The sequence below is a fragment of the Polynucleobacter sp. MWH-UH24A genome (genome assembly GCF_018687475.1).
Lineage (GTDB): Bacteria > Pseudomonadota > Gammaproteobacteria > Burkholderiales > Burkholderiaceae > Polynucleobacter.
This window is the reverse complement of sequence record NZ_CP061292.1, coordinates 1,555,049-1,570,344: the sequence shown is the minus strand read 5'-3', so window position 1 is coordinate 1,570,344 and position 15,296 is coordinate 1,555,049. Positions and strand designations below refer to the sequence as shown.

The 15,296-nt window shown below is 47.6% G+C and carries 16 protein-coding genes; 10 read left to right on the top strand and 6 right to left on the bottom strand.

Annotation, left to right across the window (positions count from 1 at the left end; translation table 11 throughout):
• Positions 1-12 precede the first annotated feature (12 nt).
• Both ICV32_RS08200 and ICV32_RS08195 read left to right on the top strand, forming a co-directional pair.
• Positions 13-1,458, top strand: coding sequence for an RsmB/NOP family class I SAM-dependent RNA methyltransferase (locus ICV32_RS08200; RefSeq protein WP_215369920.1), 1,446 nt, complete (start codon positions 13-15; stop codon positions 1,456-1,458).
• A 69-nt stretch (positions 1,459-1,527) separates the two neighbouring features.
• Positions 1,528-2,715, top strand: a complete 1,188-nt coding sequence (locus ICV32_RS08195; protein ID WP_371817078.1) for a fatty acid desaturase — start codon at positions 1,528-1,530, stop codon at positions 2,713-2,715.
• Positions 2,716-2,761: 46 nt separating this feature from the next.
• Here the strand turns inward: ICV32_RS08195 and rpmG are convergent, their stop codons facing one another.
• The 3 genes from rpmG to radC form a co-directional block, all read right to left on the bottom strand.
• On the bottom strand, positions 2,762-2,929 hold the full coding sequence (gene rpmG / locus ICV32_RS08190; protein WP_108508949.1) for a 50S ribosomal protein L33: 168 nt from the start codon (positions 2,927-2,929) through the stop codon (positions 2,762-2,764).
• Positions 2,930-2,939: 10 nt separating this feature from the next.
• Complete coding sequence (gene rpmB, locus ICV32_RS08185) at positions 2,940-3,173, bottom strand: 50S ribosomal protein L28 (RefSeq protein ID WP_108508948.1); 234 nt, start codon at positions 3,171-3,173, stop codon at positions 2,940-2,942.
• Positions 3,174-3,270: 97 nt separating this feature from the next.
• The gene (gene radC, locus ICV32_RS08180; RefSeq protein WP_251371839.1) at positions 3,271-4,116 is read right to left on the bottom strand and encodes a DNA repair protein RadC; all 846 of its coding nucleotides are present in this window, start codon (positions 4,114-4,116) and stop codon (positions 3,271-3,273) included.
• On the opposite strand from radC, the gene ICV32_RS08175 reads away from it, so the two are divergent.
• The 7 genes from ICV32_RS08175 to ICV32_RS08145 are packed head-to-tail and all read left to right on the top strand — an operon-like array spanning position 4,003 to position 10,199.
• Positions 4,003-4,449 carry a peptidylprolyl isomerase gene (locus tag ICV32_RS08175; RefSeq protein WP_215369918.1) on the top strand — a complete coding sequence of 149 codons (447 nt, stop codon included), beginning with the start codon at positions 4,003-4,005 and terminating at the stop codon, positions 4,447-4,449. The genes radC and ICV32_RS08175 overlap by 114 nt on opposite strands.
• Before the next feature lie 9 nt (positions 4,450-4,458).
• Entirely contained in the window at positions 4,459-5,418 is a 960-nt protein-coding gene (gene ispH, locus ICV32_RS08170) for a 4-hydroxy-3-methylbut-2-enyl diphosphate reductase (protein ID WP_215369916.1), read from the top strand.
• A gap of 33 nt (positions 5,419-5,451) precedes the next feature.
• Entirely contained in the window at positions 5,452-6,606 is a 1,155-nt protein-coding gene (locus ICV32_RS08165; RefSeq protein WP_215369914.1) for a branched-chain amino acid ABC transporter substrate-binding protein, read from the top strand.
• Between the two features lie 45 nt (positions 6,607-6,651).
• The gene (locus tag ICV32_RS08160) at positions 6,652-7,587 is read left to right on the top strand and encodes a branched-chain amino acid ABC transporter permease (protein WP_215369912.1); all 936 of its coding nucleotides are present in this window, start codon (positions 6,652-6,654) and stop codon (positions 7,585-7,587) included.
• Complete coding sequence (locus ICV32_RS08155) at positions 7,580-8,689, top strand: ABC transporter ATP-binding protein (protein WP_215369910.1); 1,110 nt, start codon at positions 7,580-7,582, stop codon at positions 8,687-8,689. Before ICV32_RS08160 ends, ICV32_RS08155 begins: the two co-directional genes overlap by 8 nt.
• On the top strand, positions 8,686-9,453 hold the full coding sequence (locus tag ICV32_RS08150) for an ABC transporter ATP-binding protein (RefSeq protein ID WP_215369908.1): 768 nt from the start codon (positions 8,686-8,688) through the stop codon (positions 9,451-9,453). Before ICV32_RS08155 ends, ICV32_RS08150 begins: the two co-directional genes overlap by 4 nt.
• Entirely contained in the window at positions 9,450-10,199 is a 750-nt protein-coding gene (locus tag ICV32_RS08145) for an ABC transporter ATP-binding protein (RefSeq protein WP_215369907.1), read from the top strand. Before ICV32_RS08150 ends, ICV32_RS08145 begins: the two co-directional genes overlap by 4 nt.
• Here ICV32_RS08145 and ICV32_RS08140 read toward each other — a convergent pair.
• Together ICV32_RS08140 and ICV32_RS08135 are read right to left on the bottom strand one after the other, a co-directional pair.
• Entirely contained in the window at positions 10,196-11,395 is a 1,200-nt protein-coding gene (locus ICV32_RS08140) for an acetylornithine transaminase (protein ID WP_215369905.1), read from the bottom strand. The two genes, ICV32_RS08145 and ICV32_RS08140, sit on opposite strands and share 4 nt — an antisense overlap.
• A 57-nt stretch (positions 11,396-11,452) precedes the next feature.
• Positions 11,453-12,499, bottom strand: a complete 1,047-nt coding sequence (locus ICV32_RS08135; protein ID WP_215369903.1) for a CDP-6-deoxy-delta-3,4-glucoseen reductase — start codon at positions 12,497-12,499, stop codon at positions 11,453-11,455.
• A 38-nt stretch (positions 12,500-12,537) separates the two neighbouring features.
• Between ICV32_RS08135 and ICV32_RS08130 the strand changes: the two genes are divergently transcribed.
• Complete coding sequence (locus ICV32_RS08130) at positions 12,538-13,449, top strand: SDR family oxidoreductase (protein ID WP_215369901.1); 912 nt, start codon at positions 12,538-12,540, stop codon at positions 13,447-13,449.
• Here ICV32_RS08130 and ICV32_RS08125 read toward each other — a convergent pair whose 3' ends face one another.
• Positions 13,450-15,213 carry a glutamine--tRNA ligase/YqeY domain fusion protein gene (locus ICV32_RS08125; RefSeq protein WP_215369900.1) on the bottom strand — a complete coding sequence of 588 codons (1,764 nt, stop codon included), beginning with the start codon at positions 15,211-15,213 and terminating at the stop codon, positions 13,450-13,452.
• Positions 15,214-15,296: the final 83 nt, after the last annotated feature.

Genomic DNA, 15,296 nt, shown 5'->3' with positions numbered 1-15,296 from the left:
AACGGCAGCTTCATGACGCGATCCTCCCCAACTGCTTCAAAGCGGATTACTAGAGAAAAGCAGTATGCGAAAAGTAAGGATGCGAAAGCGCCTGTGCTGATTAATCCACAGGGACAAAAGAATTACTCTCATGCAAAGGCACTGCCTCAGCATGTTTTCCATCTTGAACAATTACTGCCTGAGTTATTGCAGTTTGATCAACCAGCCGATCGTGTTGTCAGTCGTTACTTTCGGGCCCATCCGAAATTGGGTAATCGGGATCGCGCCTTAATTGCCGAAGCGGCCTTTTCAGTATTACGTCGTAAACAGGAGTTTTCTCAATTTGCGGCCAGTGGCTCTGGCTCGTTAGCTCGACGCTTGGCCTTGCTGGGCCTTGTTTCAGCCTTATCCGAAGGGGGGCTTGGTTCCGCAAATCGACTAGAAAGTGCACTTGCAGATTTAGCCTTTGTTGTGCAAAAAGAAGAGTACGAATGGCTGAGTCGTTTTGGTCAAGTCGATCGCGATGCATTAGGGCGATTGGTCAAACATAACTTACCGGAATGGCTTTGGGATACCTTGGTACGATCTCTTGGCGAGGAAGAGGGTAGTCGCCTGGCAGAGTCTCTCATGAAACCGGCACCATTGGATTTGCGCGTGAATACATTAAAGACCTCACGCGATCAATTACTAATGCAAATGAATCAAAGTGCAAGTCGCTTTGAGGCGCATCCTACGCCTTACTCTCAAGAGGGAATTCGTATTTTTGGAAAGCCTGCTTTACAAAGTTCGAGCTGGATGAAGGACGGCTTGTTTGAGGTTCAGGATGAGGGTAGCCAAATCCTATGCCACCTATTAGATCCAAAGCGCGGTGAGATGGTGGTTGATTTTTGTGCCGGGGCCGGTGGCAAGACCTTGGCCTTGGGCGCCATGATGCGTAATACCGGACGTCTGTACGCATTTGACACCTCTGAGAGGCGCTTGGCGAACTTAAAACCGCGCCTAGCCCGCAGTGGTTTATCCAATGTGCACCCCATGTGGATCGATAGTGAGAAAGACCCCAGAATTAAGCGCCTTGCCGGAAAAATTGACCGCGTTCTAGTTGATGCCCCCTGCAGTGGTTTGGGGACCTTGCGACGCAATCCTGACCTAAAGTGGCGCCAGACACCCGCTGAGATCGCTAAATTAGCCCCTACCCAACTAGCCATTTTGGAATCAGCGGCGCGCTTACTGAAGCCAGGTGGTCGCCTGGTTTATGCCACCTGCAGTCTTTTAGATCAAGAAAATCAAGAACTTGTAAACCTTTTTCTAGAAAAACACCCCGATATTGTCCTTTTATCCGCCAAGGAGGCCCTAGGCCATCATTTTTTACATGATGGAATTCCGATCGGCACCTGCAACGATAAGCCTTGGTGGCAACTTTTTCCCTCAAAGCATGGAACCGACGGATTTTTTGGGGCAATTATGCAGCGAAAGCCTTAAAATACGGAGATAGATGCATGATCGCAGTTAAAGAGGGAGATTTGTTTGGAGATAAGCACCATTTCTAGTTTGCACGATGGATTGATTCAGTGGTTGGCCCACGGTTATTTGGACTGGGCTTGGTGGCAGATCGTGATCTTTACCTTGGTCATGACCCACATTACGATTGCTAGTGTTACGATTTTTTTACACCGTTGTCAGGCGCATCGAGCGCTCGATCTCCATGCCATTCCCTCCCATTTTTTCCGGTTTTGGCTGTGGTTGACCACTGGGATGGTAACCAAGGAGTGGGCCTCCGTTCACCGCAAGCATCATGCAAAGTGTGAGTCTGTTGAAGATCCGCATAGCCCACAAGTTTTAGGAATTGATACTGTTCTCTTGCGCGGTGCGGAGCTTTATAAGGTGGAAGCCGCAAAGAAAGAAACCTTAGAAAAATTTGGTCACGGAACACCAGATGACTGGATTGAACATAAGCTCTATTCACGTTTTACCTGGCAAGGCGTTGGCCTGATGCTCATCATCGATCTCTTCTTATTTGGTGCTATTGGCGCAACCGTGTGGGCTGTGCAAATGTTGTGGATTCCGATTACTGCCGCGGGTGTGATCAATGGAATTGGTCACTACTGGGGATATCGAAACTACGATTGTGAAGATGCCTCAACCAATATTACGCCTTGGGGTATTTTGATTGGTGGAGAAGAGCTTCATAACAACCACCATACCTATGCAACGAGCGCCAAGTTATCGAACAAATGGTACGAGTTTGATATTGGCTGGGCTTATATTTGCGCTTTGCGCTCACTGGGTTTGGCCAAGGTGAAGAAGGTTCCACCCAAGCCCATCCTCTCCGAAGTGCGTCCCGCCGATGATAAAACCTTAGAGGCAATTATTGCTAATCGTTATGAGATCATGGCGCGCTACAGTAAAACGCTCAAGCGCTGCATTGCCAATGAGTTTCAGCATATGCAAGAATTTGCATCCCATCTTAAAGATGCTCGTGACTGGCTCTATAAAGATGAGTCCAAATTAACGGCACTTGAGAAAGAAAAACTTGAGGGGCTCATGAAAACGAACTCTCAATTACGCAAGATGATTGAGATGCGTCGTGAATTGCATGCAATCTGGGGGCGCTCTAACGCTACTCGTGAGCAATTACTCGGCCAGCTGCGCTCATGGTGCAATCGGGCCGAAGAGACTGGCCCACACTCCCTTAAAGAGTTTTCACTGCGTCTTCGACGGTATTCGAATCCGGCCTAATAAAAAACCCGCTAATAAGCGGGTTTTCAGTTAGATACAAAGACGTTTACTTAATCTTAGTTTCTTTATAAGCCACATGCTTGCGAGCTTTTGGATCAAATTTCATGATTTCCATTTTCTCGGGCTTGGTTCGTTTATTTTTAGTGGTCGTGTAGAAGTGACCAGTACCAGCGGTCGACTCTAACTTGATTTTCTCGCGTGCGCCTTTAGCCATTACTCAGTCCTTAAACTTGTCCGCGGGCACGAAGATCTGCCAAAACAGAGTCAATACCATTCTTATCAATTAAACGAAGTCCAGCATTGGTTAAGCGTAAGCTAACCCAACGATTTTCGGACTCGACCCAGAATCGGCGATTTTGCAAATTAGGCAAAAAACGACGCTTTGTTTTGTTGTTTGCATGGGAAACATTGTTGCCGACCATCGGCTTTTTCCCAGTGACTTGGCAAACTTTTGCCATGACACACTCCTTCATTACGAAAAACAACGATTGTAGCAGGCATCTGCCCTTTGGCGCTAGGGTTTGGGCAAAATAGGGTGGGAAATATCTAAAAAAGTTAGTAATTACTCTCATTGGATGTTATTTCCAGCAGGCCTGCGTCGGCAAATGAGAAAAAACCATGTTTTGCCACTATGCAGTGGTCGAGGAGGGCAATATTGACCCATTGCAGCGCTTGGATCAGTTCTTGGGTTATGGCTTCATCATTTGGGCTGGGAAGCGGGTTGCCACCGGGGTGGTTATGAGCAACCACTAAGGCGCTGGCATTTCGATTAAGGCATTCTTTAATAATTTCTCGGGGGTAAATTGCGGTGTGATCGATTGATCCCCGAAAGAGCTCCTGGCACTCAATTAGACGGTTGCTGTTATCCAAGTAGAGGCAAAGAAAGACCTCGTGTTCCAGTCTGGCAATCCTGGTTTGCAAAAACTCCCTGACTTGGGTTGAGGATGAGAAGATGGCTTGCTGAGAGAGGCTTTCATGAAGACAACGTTTGACCAGTTCATAGGCCGCCTTAATTTGGGCCCATTTGGAGGGTCCCATTCCATAGCACTGGTAAATTTCGGCCACCGGCGCATTCATAAGACCTTGCATCCCCCCAAATTGACTCAGGAGATCTTGGGCTAATGAAACAGCACTTTTCCCTTTCACACCGGAGCGCAGAAAGATTGCAAGGAGTTCGGCGTCCGATAGGGAGGCAGCGCCCTGGCGAGTCAGTTTCTCCCGGGGCTGTTGTGCTTTTGGCCACTGAGAGATCGGGTGATATTGGGCCTCTCTCGCTACAATGGCAGCATGAGTGAGCCCACTGTTTCCTCCGATTCGTTTTTGACCATCAACTATCGACTGACCCTCCCGGGCGGGGAGGATTACATCAATACCTTTGATGATCGGCCGGCGACGATGCAATTGGGATCGGGTCAATTTGCCCCCTGTTTTGAAAAGGTTTTATTAGGGGCGAAGGTTGGCGAAAAGCGCTCGGCCGTTTTAAGTCCAAAAGACGCGTTTGGGGAACACAAACCAGAACTCATCCAGTGGGTTGGTATGGATGTTTTATTGGCCAATACCGATGAGGTCCCCGAGTTTGCTCCGGGCGATATGATTGAATTTAATGCACCTAGCGGTGCACAATATGCAGGTGTGTTGCAATCGATCAATGAAGAGGGCGCCTGGTTTGATTTCAACCACCCTTTAGCGGGAAAGCAGTTAAGTTTTGAAGCGGAAATTATTGCCATTTTGTAATGAAGATCCATGCAAAGTAATCCATTACCGTCGGAAACCGATGAAATCCTGTTGGCGCAGCCCAGGGGATTTTGTGCGGGTGTCGATCGAGCCATCAATATCGTGAATGAGGCTCTTACTCGCTTTGGTGCACCGATTTATGTTCGACACGAAATTGTTCATAACAAATATGTTGTTGATGAGCTCCGCGCCAAGGGCGCTATTTTCGTCGATGATATTGAGGATATTCCACGTGGGGCGATTGTGATCTATAGTGCTCACGGAGTTTCGCAGCAGGTTCGCCAAGATGCTGCAGAGCGAGGCTTGCAAGTGTATGACGCTACTTGTCCTTTGGTGACAAAAGTGCACGTTGAAGTGGTGAAGCTCTGTAAGGATGGATTTACGGTATTCATGATTGGTCATGCTGGCCACCCAGAAGTTGAGGGGACAATGGGGCAGGTTGATAGCGGTATTGTTTTGATTGAAAACCTAACGGATGTAGAAAAGCTTAATTTTTCTGCTGATGAGCGTTTGGCGTTTGTGACCCAAACCACCCTTTCGGTCGATGAAACCAAAGAAATTGTGAATGCGCTCACTAAAAAATTCCCCAAAATTATTCAACCGAAGAAGCAAGACATTTGCTATGCCACTCAAAATCGACAAGATGCCGTGAAATTTATGGCACCTCAAGTTCAATTGGTGATTGTCGTCGGAAGTCAGGCGAGCTCGAACTCTAATCGTCTGCGTGAATTGGCTGAAAAATTAGGCGTACCAGCCTACATGGTGGATGCCCCGGAACAGCTGCGACCCGAATGGTTTGACGGCAAGAAACGAGTTGGCTTAACAGCAGGCGCATCGGCGCCAGAGACTCTTGCTCAAGCAATTGTGGCTCGCATTCAAGAGTTTGGTCCACGGCAGATTCGATCTTTAGACGGTGTTGTGGAAGATGTAACCTTTTCTTTACCAAAAAATCTAACGCATCCTGTTTGATTCTTATTACTATTTAACTTGGAGGATTTGCCAATGAAACCATATCAAAGAATGTTTTCATATAGCGTACTGTCAGTCGCCACATTGGGATTGTTGGTAGCTTGTGGAGGTAAGGCCAACGATGGCGAAGTGAAGATCGGACATGTAGCGCCACTCACTGGGTCGATTGCGCACATGGGTAAGCAAAATGAGAATGGCGCTGTTTTGGCGGTCGAGGAAATTAACAAGGCAGGATTAACCATCAACGGCAAGAAGGTGGTGCTCAAGTTAGTTCCAGAGGATGATGCAGCAGACCCGAAGACTGCCACTCAAGTTGCGCAAAAGTTAGTGGATGCAAAAGTTGTGGCAGTCGTCGGCCACTTAAATTCGGGGACGACGATCCCGGCTTCGAAGATTTACCATGATGCTGGCATCACCCAAGTTTCTCCATCGGCAACCAATCCCGAATACACCAAGCAGGGCTTCAAAACCGCTTTTCGCTTAGTGGCCACCGATGCGCAACAGGGCCCAGCGTTAGCCGATTATGTGGCTAAGAATTTAAAAGCCAAAGTGGTCGCGATTATTGATGACTCGACCCAGTACGGCAAAGGCCTCGCAGATGAGTTTGAGAAAACCGTAAAAGCAGCTGGCATTAAGGTATTGCCACGCGAAGCAACCAATGACAAGGCAACCGACTTTAAAGCCATTCTCACCAAGGTAAAAGCTGGTAAGCCCGATGTAATTATGTACGGTGGAATGGATGCAACGGGTGGCCCCTTGGCCAAGCAAGCAAAGGAGTTGGGCATTAAAGCCAAGATTGTGGGTGGCGATGGAATTTGTACCGACAAATTGGCTGAGCTAGCTGGCGACGCCATTAACAACGTGGTTTGCTCGGAAGCGGCTATGTCTCTCGTAAAAATGGAAGCAGGTCCAGAGTTCCAGAAAAAATACAAAGATCGCTTCAATATCGATGTGGATATCTATGCCCCATTCTCCTATGATGCCGTTTATGTGATTGTGGATGCGATGAAGCGTGCAAATTCAGTTGAGCCCGCAAAGATCTTGGCCGTTATGCCACAAACGCAAATGAAGGGTTTGATTGGTAATATTGCTTTTGATGGCAAGGGTGACCTCAAAGAGAGTGTGATCACGTTGTACGATTACAAAGATAAAACGAAGTCTGTCCTAGAAATTATTAAGATTCAGTAATCTAAAAAGCACCCAGCGCGGTGCTTTTTTATTGACAAATTGTCGATGGATATTCTGCTGCAGCAGATTTTGAACGGCCTAGTGCTGGGCAGCATTTATGCTCTCATTGCATTAGGCTACACCATGGTCTACGGTATTTTAGGAATCATTAATTTTGCCCATGGCGAAGTTCTCATGATCGGAGCCATGGTGTCGCTCACCTTGATTACACTCATTACTCAATTACCACTCGGTTTGCCACCATGGGTGCTATTGGTTCTAGTTTTATTGATGACCATGGGGGTGTGTGCATCGGTGAGCTATTTAATCGAGCGTTTTGCTTATCGTCCTTTGCGTCATGCACCCCGCTTGGCACCATTAATTTCTGCAATTGGTGTTTCTGTTTTATTACAGACCTTGGCAATGATCATTTGGTCGCGCAATCCCATGACCTATCCACAGCTATTACCTTCAACACCGATCGATCTCTTTGGTTCTGGAGCAACGATCACGGGGAAAGAAATCGTGATTATTGCTACATCCTTTTCGGTAATGGCTTTATTACTTCTGATTGTGCAAAAAACCAAACTCGGGCGGGCAATGCGCGCAACTGCCGAGCAGCCAAATGTAGCTGCGTTAATGGGCGTTAATCCCAATCGGGTGATTTCCATCACGTTTATGTTGGGTGGTGCGCTTGCTGCCCTAGCCGGCATCATGATGGCCACTAACTACGGTAATGTCCATTTCTCGATGGGATTTATTCCAGGATTAAAAGCGTTCACTGCGGCAGTATTAGGAGGGATTGGCAATATTCAAGGGGCGATGTTGGGCGGACTGTTGCTTGGTTTGATTGAGGCGATTGGGGCTGGATACATCAGCGATTGGACCGGTGGTCTATTGGGATCCAACTATCAAGATATCTTTGCTTTTATGGTCCTAATCTTGGTCTTGGTGTTTAGACCACGGGGTTTATTGGGCGAGCGGGTCTCTGATCGTGCTTAAGCAACTTTTTCATCAAGCGTCCCAACGCGACCGACAACGATTTTGGATCGTAAGCGCGATCGTATTATTGGCTCTTCCATGGATCGTCGGTTCGATCGGTGGCAACTATTGGGTACGGGTTTTAGACTTCGCGTTGCTTTATATCGTTCTTGCATTAGGCCTTAATGTGGTGATCGGTTTTGCTGGGTTACTGGATTTGGGTTACATCGCTTTTTATGCCGTAGGTGCATATAGTTATGCCTTACTCGCCTCACCCCATCTCACCACCCAATTTCCTGCGATTGCCGCTATTTTTCCTACGGGCCTTCATTTCCCACTGTGGGGCGCGCTCATCATCTCCTTTGTCTTGGCTGCGATATTCGGAGTGCTGCTCGGATTTCCGACTCTTAAGTTACGGGGCGATTATTTAGCAATTGTGACCCTAGGGTTTGGGGAGATTATTCGGATTTTTTTAAATAATTTAGATCGCCCCCTTAACCTCACGAATGGGCCTAAAGGGATTGGCAGCATTCATCCAATCGAGCTCTTTGGTATCAATCTCTCAAAGCCAATTAGTATCTGGGGTCTTCAGATCCCTTCTCTGTACTTACTCTTCTATTTTTTCTTAATCCTCGCCGTTCTGGTTGCGATTGTCTGTTCGCGTTTAGAGCATTCCCGAATTGGCCGTGCATGGGTAGCAATCCGTGAGGATGAGGTGGCCGCTGAGGCGATGGGGATTGAGACCCGTAATATGAAGTTGCTTGCATTTGCAATTGGCGCAAGTTTTGCTGGTGCCGCAGGAGTATTGTTTGCTGCCTTTCAGGGCTTTGTATCGCCAGAGTCGTTTACCTTATGGGAATCCATTGTGGTTCTAGCGATGGTTGTTATGGGTGGGATGGGTCATATCCCTGGCGTGATTCTTGGGGCGATCTTGCTAGCGGTTTTTCCTGAGCTATTACGCAGTATTGCAGCCCCCATTCAGCAGTTTGTCTTTGGATCGGTCCTTGTTGATACTGAAATTATTCGTCAACTACTCTATGGCTTGGCACTAATCCTCATCATGCTGTACCGACCTAATGGCATTTGGCAAAAACCGGATGCTCTGAAAGCAGCACACGGATGAGCGATCTCTTAAAAATTTCCGGAGTATCAAAACGCTTTGGAGGCATCCAAGCGCTTGATGATGTCGGTCTTCGCGTCCGTACCGGGACGATTGCAGGACTCATTGGTCCTAACGGTGCTGGTAAGACCACTTTCTTTAATGTCATTACTGGCTTATACCCAGCTGATCGGGGTCGGTTTGAACTACAGGGCCGTCCGTATTCCCCTGATTCGGTCTCTCAGGTCACCCAAGCTGGTATTGCCAGAACCTTCCAAAACATTCGTTTATTTAAAGAGATGACCGCATTGGAGAATGTTATGGTGGGCTGCGATTGCCGCTCGTCGATTGGTGTATTGGGCGCCATTTTAGGTACGCAATCGAATCGACGCGAAGAACGTGAGATCCGCGAAAAATCGCTTGCTTTTCTTGAGTATGTTGGCTTACAAGACTACACACAGCATAAGGCTAAAAATTTATCCTATGGGTACCAACGACGCCTTGAAATTGCTCGCGCATTGGCCACCGAACCCATTTTGTTAGCTCTTGATGAACCTGCTGCCGGTATGAATGCAAGTGAAAAGTTGGAATTAAAAGAGCTAATTTTAAAAATTCGTGAGGATGGCAAAACCGTATTACTCATTGAGCACGATGTGCATCTTGTGATGAGTATTTGCGATTACTTAACCGTGCTTGATTATGGCAAAGTCATTGCTGATGGGTTGCCCAATGAGGTTCGTAGGCATCCTGAAGTGATTCGGGCTTATTTGGGCGGAGCAGTCGCATGAGTGCTGCACATCTTTTAGAGGTCAGGAATCTGAAATTGTCGTATGGCGGTATTGCTGCCGTGAAGGGGATTGATTTTTATATCAACTCTGGAGAGTTAGTGACCTTGATCGGTGCGAATGGTGCTGGCAAAACAACGACACTGAAAGTCATTGCTGGTCTTTTGAAACCCAGTTCTGGATCCATCCATTTTTTAGGAAGCGCAATTGGAGGTCAGCCAGCGTATGAGTTAGCTGAGCTTGGGGTTGGATTGGTGCCAGAAGGCCGGGGTGTATTTGCCAGGATGACCATTTTAGAAAATCTACAAATGGGAGCATACATCCGCCAAGGTTCTCACTCTGCGAAGAGTATTGATCATGACCTTGAAGTGGTGCTTGAAACTTTTCCACGTCTGCGTGAGCGCTTATCCCAACTGGCTGGCACTCTATCTGGTGGAGAGCAACAAATGGTGGCAATCGCTCGGGCCATGATGGCTAGGCCAAAACTTCTGTTGTTGGATGAGCCCTCCATGGGCTTGGCACCACTCATGGTCGAGACTATTTTTGGAGTGATTCAAAATCTTAATCAACACGGCATGACGATTTTGCTTGTCGAGCAAAATGCCCGTTTGGCCTTATCCATGGCAGATCGTGCGTATGTCTTGGAAAGTGGGGTAATCACCCTATCGGGCACGGCGAACGAATTATTAAACGACGATCGAGTACGCGAAGCGTATTTGGGCGTTGATGTGAAAACGAGTGCGACTTAACTTAGCTTTTTAAGTAAAACTCTTAGGGTAGTGCACATCGTCAGGATTTCCTCTTCGGTGACATTGAGTGCAGGCATAAAGCGCAATAGATCGGGTTTTGGTGAATTGATCAACAAACCTTGAGGTTCGTGCTCTCTTGCTAGCTCAACCAAAGACGCACCAATATCCCGTCCAAGCATCAGTGCCCGAAGTAGACCTTTGCCACGCTCACCTTGTAAACCAAATTCAGAGCACAGTTTAAGCAACTCACTTTGTAAGAGTCTTCCTTTTTCAATCACCGAGTCCAAAAACCCAGGAGCCATGAGTTGCTCAATGACACTAATTCCTACGGCGGTCATTAAAGCATTGCCATTGTAGGTGCCCCCTTGATCGCCGGGTACAAAACACGCTACCGCATCCGTGCATAAAAGAGCTGCAAGAGGAACGCCACCACCAATGCCTTTACCAAGCGTCATGATGTCAGGCTTAATTCCAAAATGTTGGTAGGCAAATAATTTACCGGTTCTACCAAAACCAGCCTGCACTTCATCAACGATGAGCAACAGATTACGTTCTTTAGTTAGTTGGCGTAGCGCTTTCATGAAGGCATCATCGGCAGGAATGACGCCACCTTCACCTTGGACTGGTTCTAACATGACGGCAACCGTTTTATCGGTGATGCAGCGCTTCACCGATTCAATATCGTTTAGATCAGCCTTAGGAAAACCTGGTACCTGGGGGGCAAATAGGGTATCCCAGCCAGGCTTACCCGATGCGCTCATGGTTGCTAAAGTCCGTCCATGAAAACTATGATCAAAAGTGATAATTTCATAGGCACCGCCTTTGTGGATCTGGCCCCATTTTCTGGCGAGCTTGATGGCACCTTCATTAGCCTCTGCTCCACTGTTGGCAAAAAATACCTTATTAAAGCAACTATGGCTGGTCAGTAAATCAGATAGCCGAATCATGGGTTCGTTATAGAACGCAGGACTGGGGTTAATCAATTTTTGGGATTGCACATGAAGCGCTGTAATAATTCCAGGATTGCAGTGTCCTAGGCAATTTACTGCCCATCCTTGGAGAAAATCCAAGTAGCGCTTACCATTTTGATCAACCAACCACGAGCCTTTGCCTTCCATCATGATGATGTCAGGCCGCTTGGTGATATACATCACCGAATGGGCGTCAACAGGACGAGGATCTGAAAGTTGATTCATACCCCAATCATACAAAAGATCGGTGTAAAAAGGGAATTCAGTCCAAAGATCATGGAATTAGGCGTGTGCCAGATCAGCTTCGCTAGTGAATGAGTCCGCATAAAACTCATCCTCGGGCAGTCCACATTGTTTTATAAAGTCAGTTTGGGCCGACGCAATCACAATGGGGGCACCACACGCGTAGACCTGAAATGCACTCAGATCCGGAAAATCTTCCATCACAGCACGATGTACAAAGCCCGTCCGGCCAGCCCAATGATCTTCTGGTAACGCTTCAGAAACAACGGGGATGTAATGAAAACGAGGAATCGTACTCGCAAACTCCTGGCAAAGAGCATCCATGTAGAGATCTTTGTGGCGTCGCCCACCCCAGTAGAAATAGACCTCACGATCAATTTTCTTTTCACGCATATGTAGCAGAATGGATTTGATCGGCGCAAAGCCCGTCCCGGATGCTAAGAAAATAATCGGTTTCTGAGTGTCCTCACGTAAGAAAAAACTTCCTTGAGGGCCTTCAAAACGCAAGATATCCTTTTCTTTCACTGATTTGCCATCTGCGGCTTGACCAAACAAGGGGTCGGTAAAGAGGCCCCCTGGTAGATGGCGAATGTGTAACTCAATCGGACCTTCTTGATGTGGGGCGCTGGCAATCGAATACGCACGACGCTTGTTGTCTTTGAGTAAAAACTCCAAATACTGACCAGCTAAAAACTGAAAACGCTCACTGGCCGGTAGTTGCAGTTCAAGAATCGCAACATCGTCACTTGGGTAAGTCATGGTCTGAATCCGGCATGGCACCTTGCGAACAGGAATATCCCCTCCACCATGAATTTCGCGAACATCAATGAGTAGATTGGATTGAGGGTGGGCACAGCATAAAAGGCTTGCCCCTGCGGTTTCATCAAGGGTGCTTAGGGCACTTTGACTGTGATCGCCATGCTCAACTCGACCTTCGAGAACCTTGCCTTTACATGATCCGCATGCACCATTTTTGCAGCCATAGGGTAGTTGAACGCCCTGGCGGATGGCCGCTTCCAGCACAGTCTCATCCTCTTCCACCACGAATGTTCTGCCACTCTTTTTTAGTTCTACTTGGTACTGCAATTCCACTTCTCCCAATAAATCATTACGATGTTAATACTATGATTTCCAAAACCAGCCTATTTCGTCGTCCCCGCATCCTCATTATTGGATGTGGTGATATCGGTATTCGGGTTGCGCAGCAACTACAAGGAAATACGCTCGCTCAATCGCAAGGTCGACCCAAGATCTTCGCATTAAGCAAAAGTCCTGAGCGTTTTAACGAACTTCGAAAGTGTGGGATCACACCTATCGAAGGTAATCTTGACCATCCAGAGACTCTATGGCGAATTGCCCATCTGGCAACAACGGTTGTTCATCTGGCTCCACCACCGTTAGATGGAGAGCTCGATCAACGTACCCGTAACCTAGTGCAAATTTTATCCCAGCAAGGGCGATCTGTCAGACGCCTGGTCTACATTAGTACAACCGGGGTCTACGGAAATCGTAATGGTGATTTTGTGGATGAGACCAGTCAATTACAACCGACTAGTGCACGGGCAAAGCGACGCGTTGATGCAGAACAGACACTCCGCTATTGGGCGGCCTCGCAAGGTGTTGTGTTGACCATTTTGCGTGTACCTGGAATCTACGGACCCAATCGCTTACCGATTGAGCGCCTACAAAATAATACCCCCGCATTACAAGAATCATTTGATGCTTACTCGAATCATATCCATGCCGATGATCTTGCGCGTCTCACTTGTGCCGCATTATTTATCGGTAAACCACAGCGTGTAATTAATGCATGCGATGGTAGTGAGCAAAAAATGGGTGATTATTTTGATGAGGTCGCAAGTGCACTGCATTTACCCAAGCCACCGCGATTACTGCCTGATGAGGTACGAGCTCAAGTCGGTCCGATGATGTGGTCATTTATGACCGAGTCACGACGAGTTCGTAATCAACGGCTTGGCGAGCTCAAGCGCCCCCTTAAATACCCTCGCGTCAAAGACTATCTAAAAACTTTGTAATTATTTCCAGTTGTCTTTCAAGCCAACGCTGCGATTGAAGACCAGTTTTCCTGGGACGCTGTCTTTACGGTCAACCACAAAGTAGCCATGCCGCTCAAATTGAAAGCGTTCTTCAGGTTGAGCGTTCTGAATGCTGGGTTCCACATAAGCCCGAATTACCTTTTTGGAATTTGGATTCATGAAGCTCAGAAAGTTCTTATCACCGCTATCGGGTTGCGGATCGGTAAATAAATGCTCGTAAAGATGTACCTCAACGGGAACGGCCTCCGCAGCATTGATCCAATGGATATTTCCCTTCACCTTGTAGTTATTGGAGTCTGGTGTACCGCTCTTACTATCAGGGAAATAGCGAGCTCGAACTTCTATGACATTTCCTTGGTCATCCAAGTTCACACCTGTGCACTCGATGACAAAGCCATGACGTAAGCGTACACGCCCACCAGCAACTCCATCCTTGGGTGGGAAAAGACGGAAAAATCCTTTTTCAGGGCTCATCTGAAAATCGTCTGCCTCGATCCAAAGCTCACGTCCAAAATAAAACTCACGCTTACCCCATTCGGGATGATGCGGATGCTTAGGAGCAGAGCAGGGCTCTTTTGCGCCCTCGTCGTAGTTTTCAATCACAAGTTTTAGTGGAGCCAAGACTGCGCTGGCGCGAGGAGCGCGCGCATCTAAATCATCTCTTAGAGCCTGTTCGAGAACGCTCATATCAATCCAGCTATCCGCCTTAGATACGCCAATCCGTTCACAAAATAAGCGAATACTCTCTGGCGTGTAACCGCGACGTCGGATACCGACAATGGTTGGCATCCGGGGGTCATCCCAACCGTCGACGCGTTGCTCCTCAACGAGCTGCAGGAGTTTGCGCTTACTAGTAATTGTGTACGTGAGATTGAGTCTGGCAAATTCATACTGATGAGGTAGCGGGCCTTTGAATACACCGCACTCTTTCAGACTGTTGAGAATCCAATCATAGAGAGGGCGATTGTTTTCAAACTCCAGCGTACAAATTGAGTGCGAGACATTCTCAAGCGCATCTGAAATACAGTGAGTAAAGTCGTACAAAGGGTAAATGCACCACTGATCGCCGGTGCGATGATGATGAGCGTGACGAATACGATAAATGACCGGGTCACGCATCACGATATTGGGGTGAGTCATATCAATCTTCAGACGCACCACATGACTGCCATCGGGGAACTCACCGGCACGCATTTTCTCTAAAAGCGCGATGTTCTCGTCCGCTGAGCGATCTCGGTAAGGACTGTTGACCCCCGGTGTAGAAAAGTTACCGCGATTTTGATGAATTTCCTCTGCGCTTTGACTGTCAACATAGGCTTTGCCATGGCGCATCAAAATTTGAGCAAACTCATAAAGGCGCTCGAAGTAATCACTGGCGTAATACAAGTGCTCATGGCCCTGGTGGTGCCAATCAAATCCTAACCAGCGCACTGCATCTAAGATGCTATCGACATATTCCACATCCTCTTTGGTGGGATTGGTATCGTCAAGTCGCATATGGCAGCGACCACCCGAAGGCAGGGAATCATAGTCCCTCGCTAAGCCGTAGTTGAGGCAAATACTTTTGGCATGACCGATATGCAAGTAGCCATTAGGCTCTGGTGGAAAGCGGGTAACCAGTGCTGGTAAAGGCTTACCATTTGGATCGACACGATTGGTATAGGTTCCCTTGGCCAAATCATGATCAATGATTTGACGTAAGAAGTTGGATGGCTCGACTGGGTTTACAGATTGAGTAGACATCCTACTATTGTAGAGAAGACGGATTGACTGGTTCTGGGGGCAAAAAATATGGCCCGCAAACGCGGGCCAGATAGATAAAACAA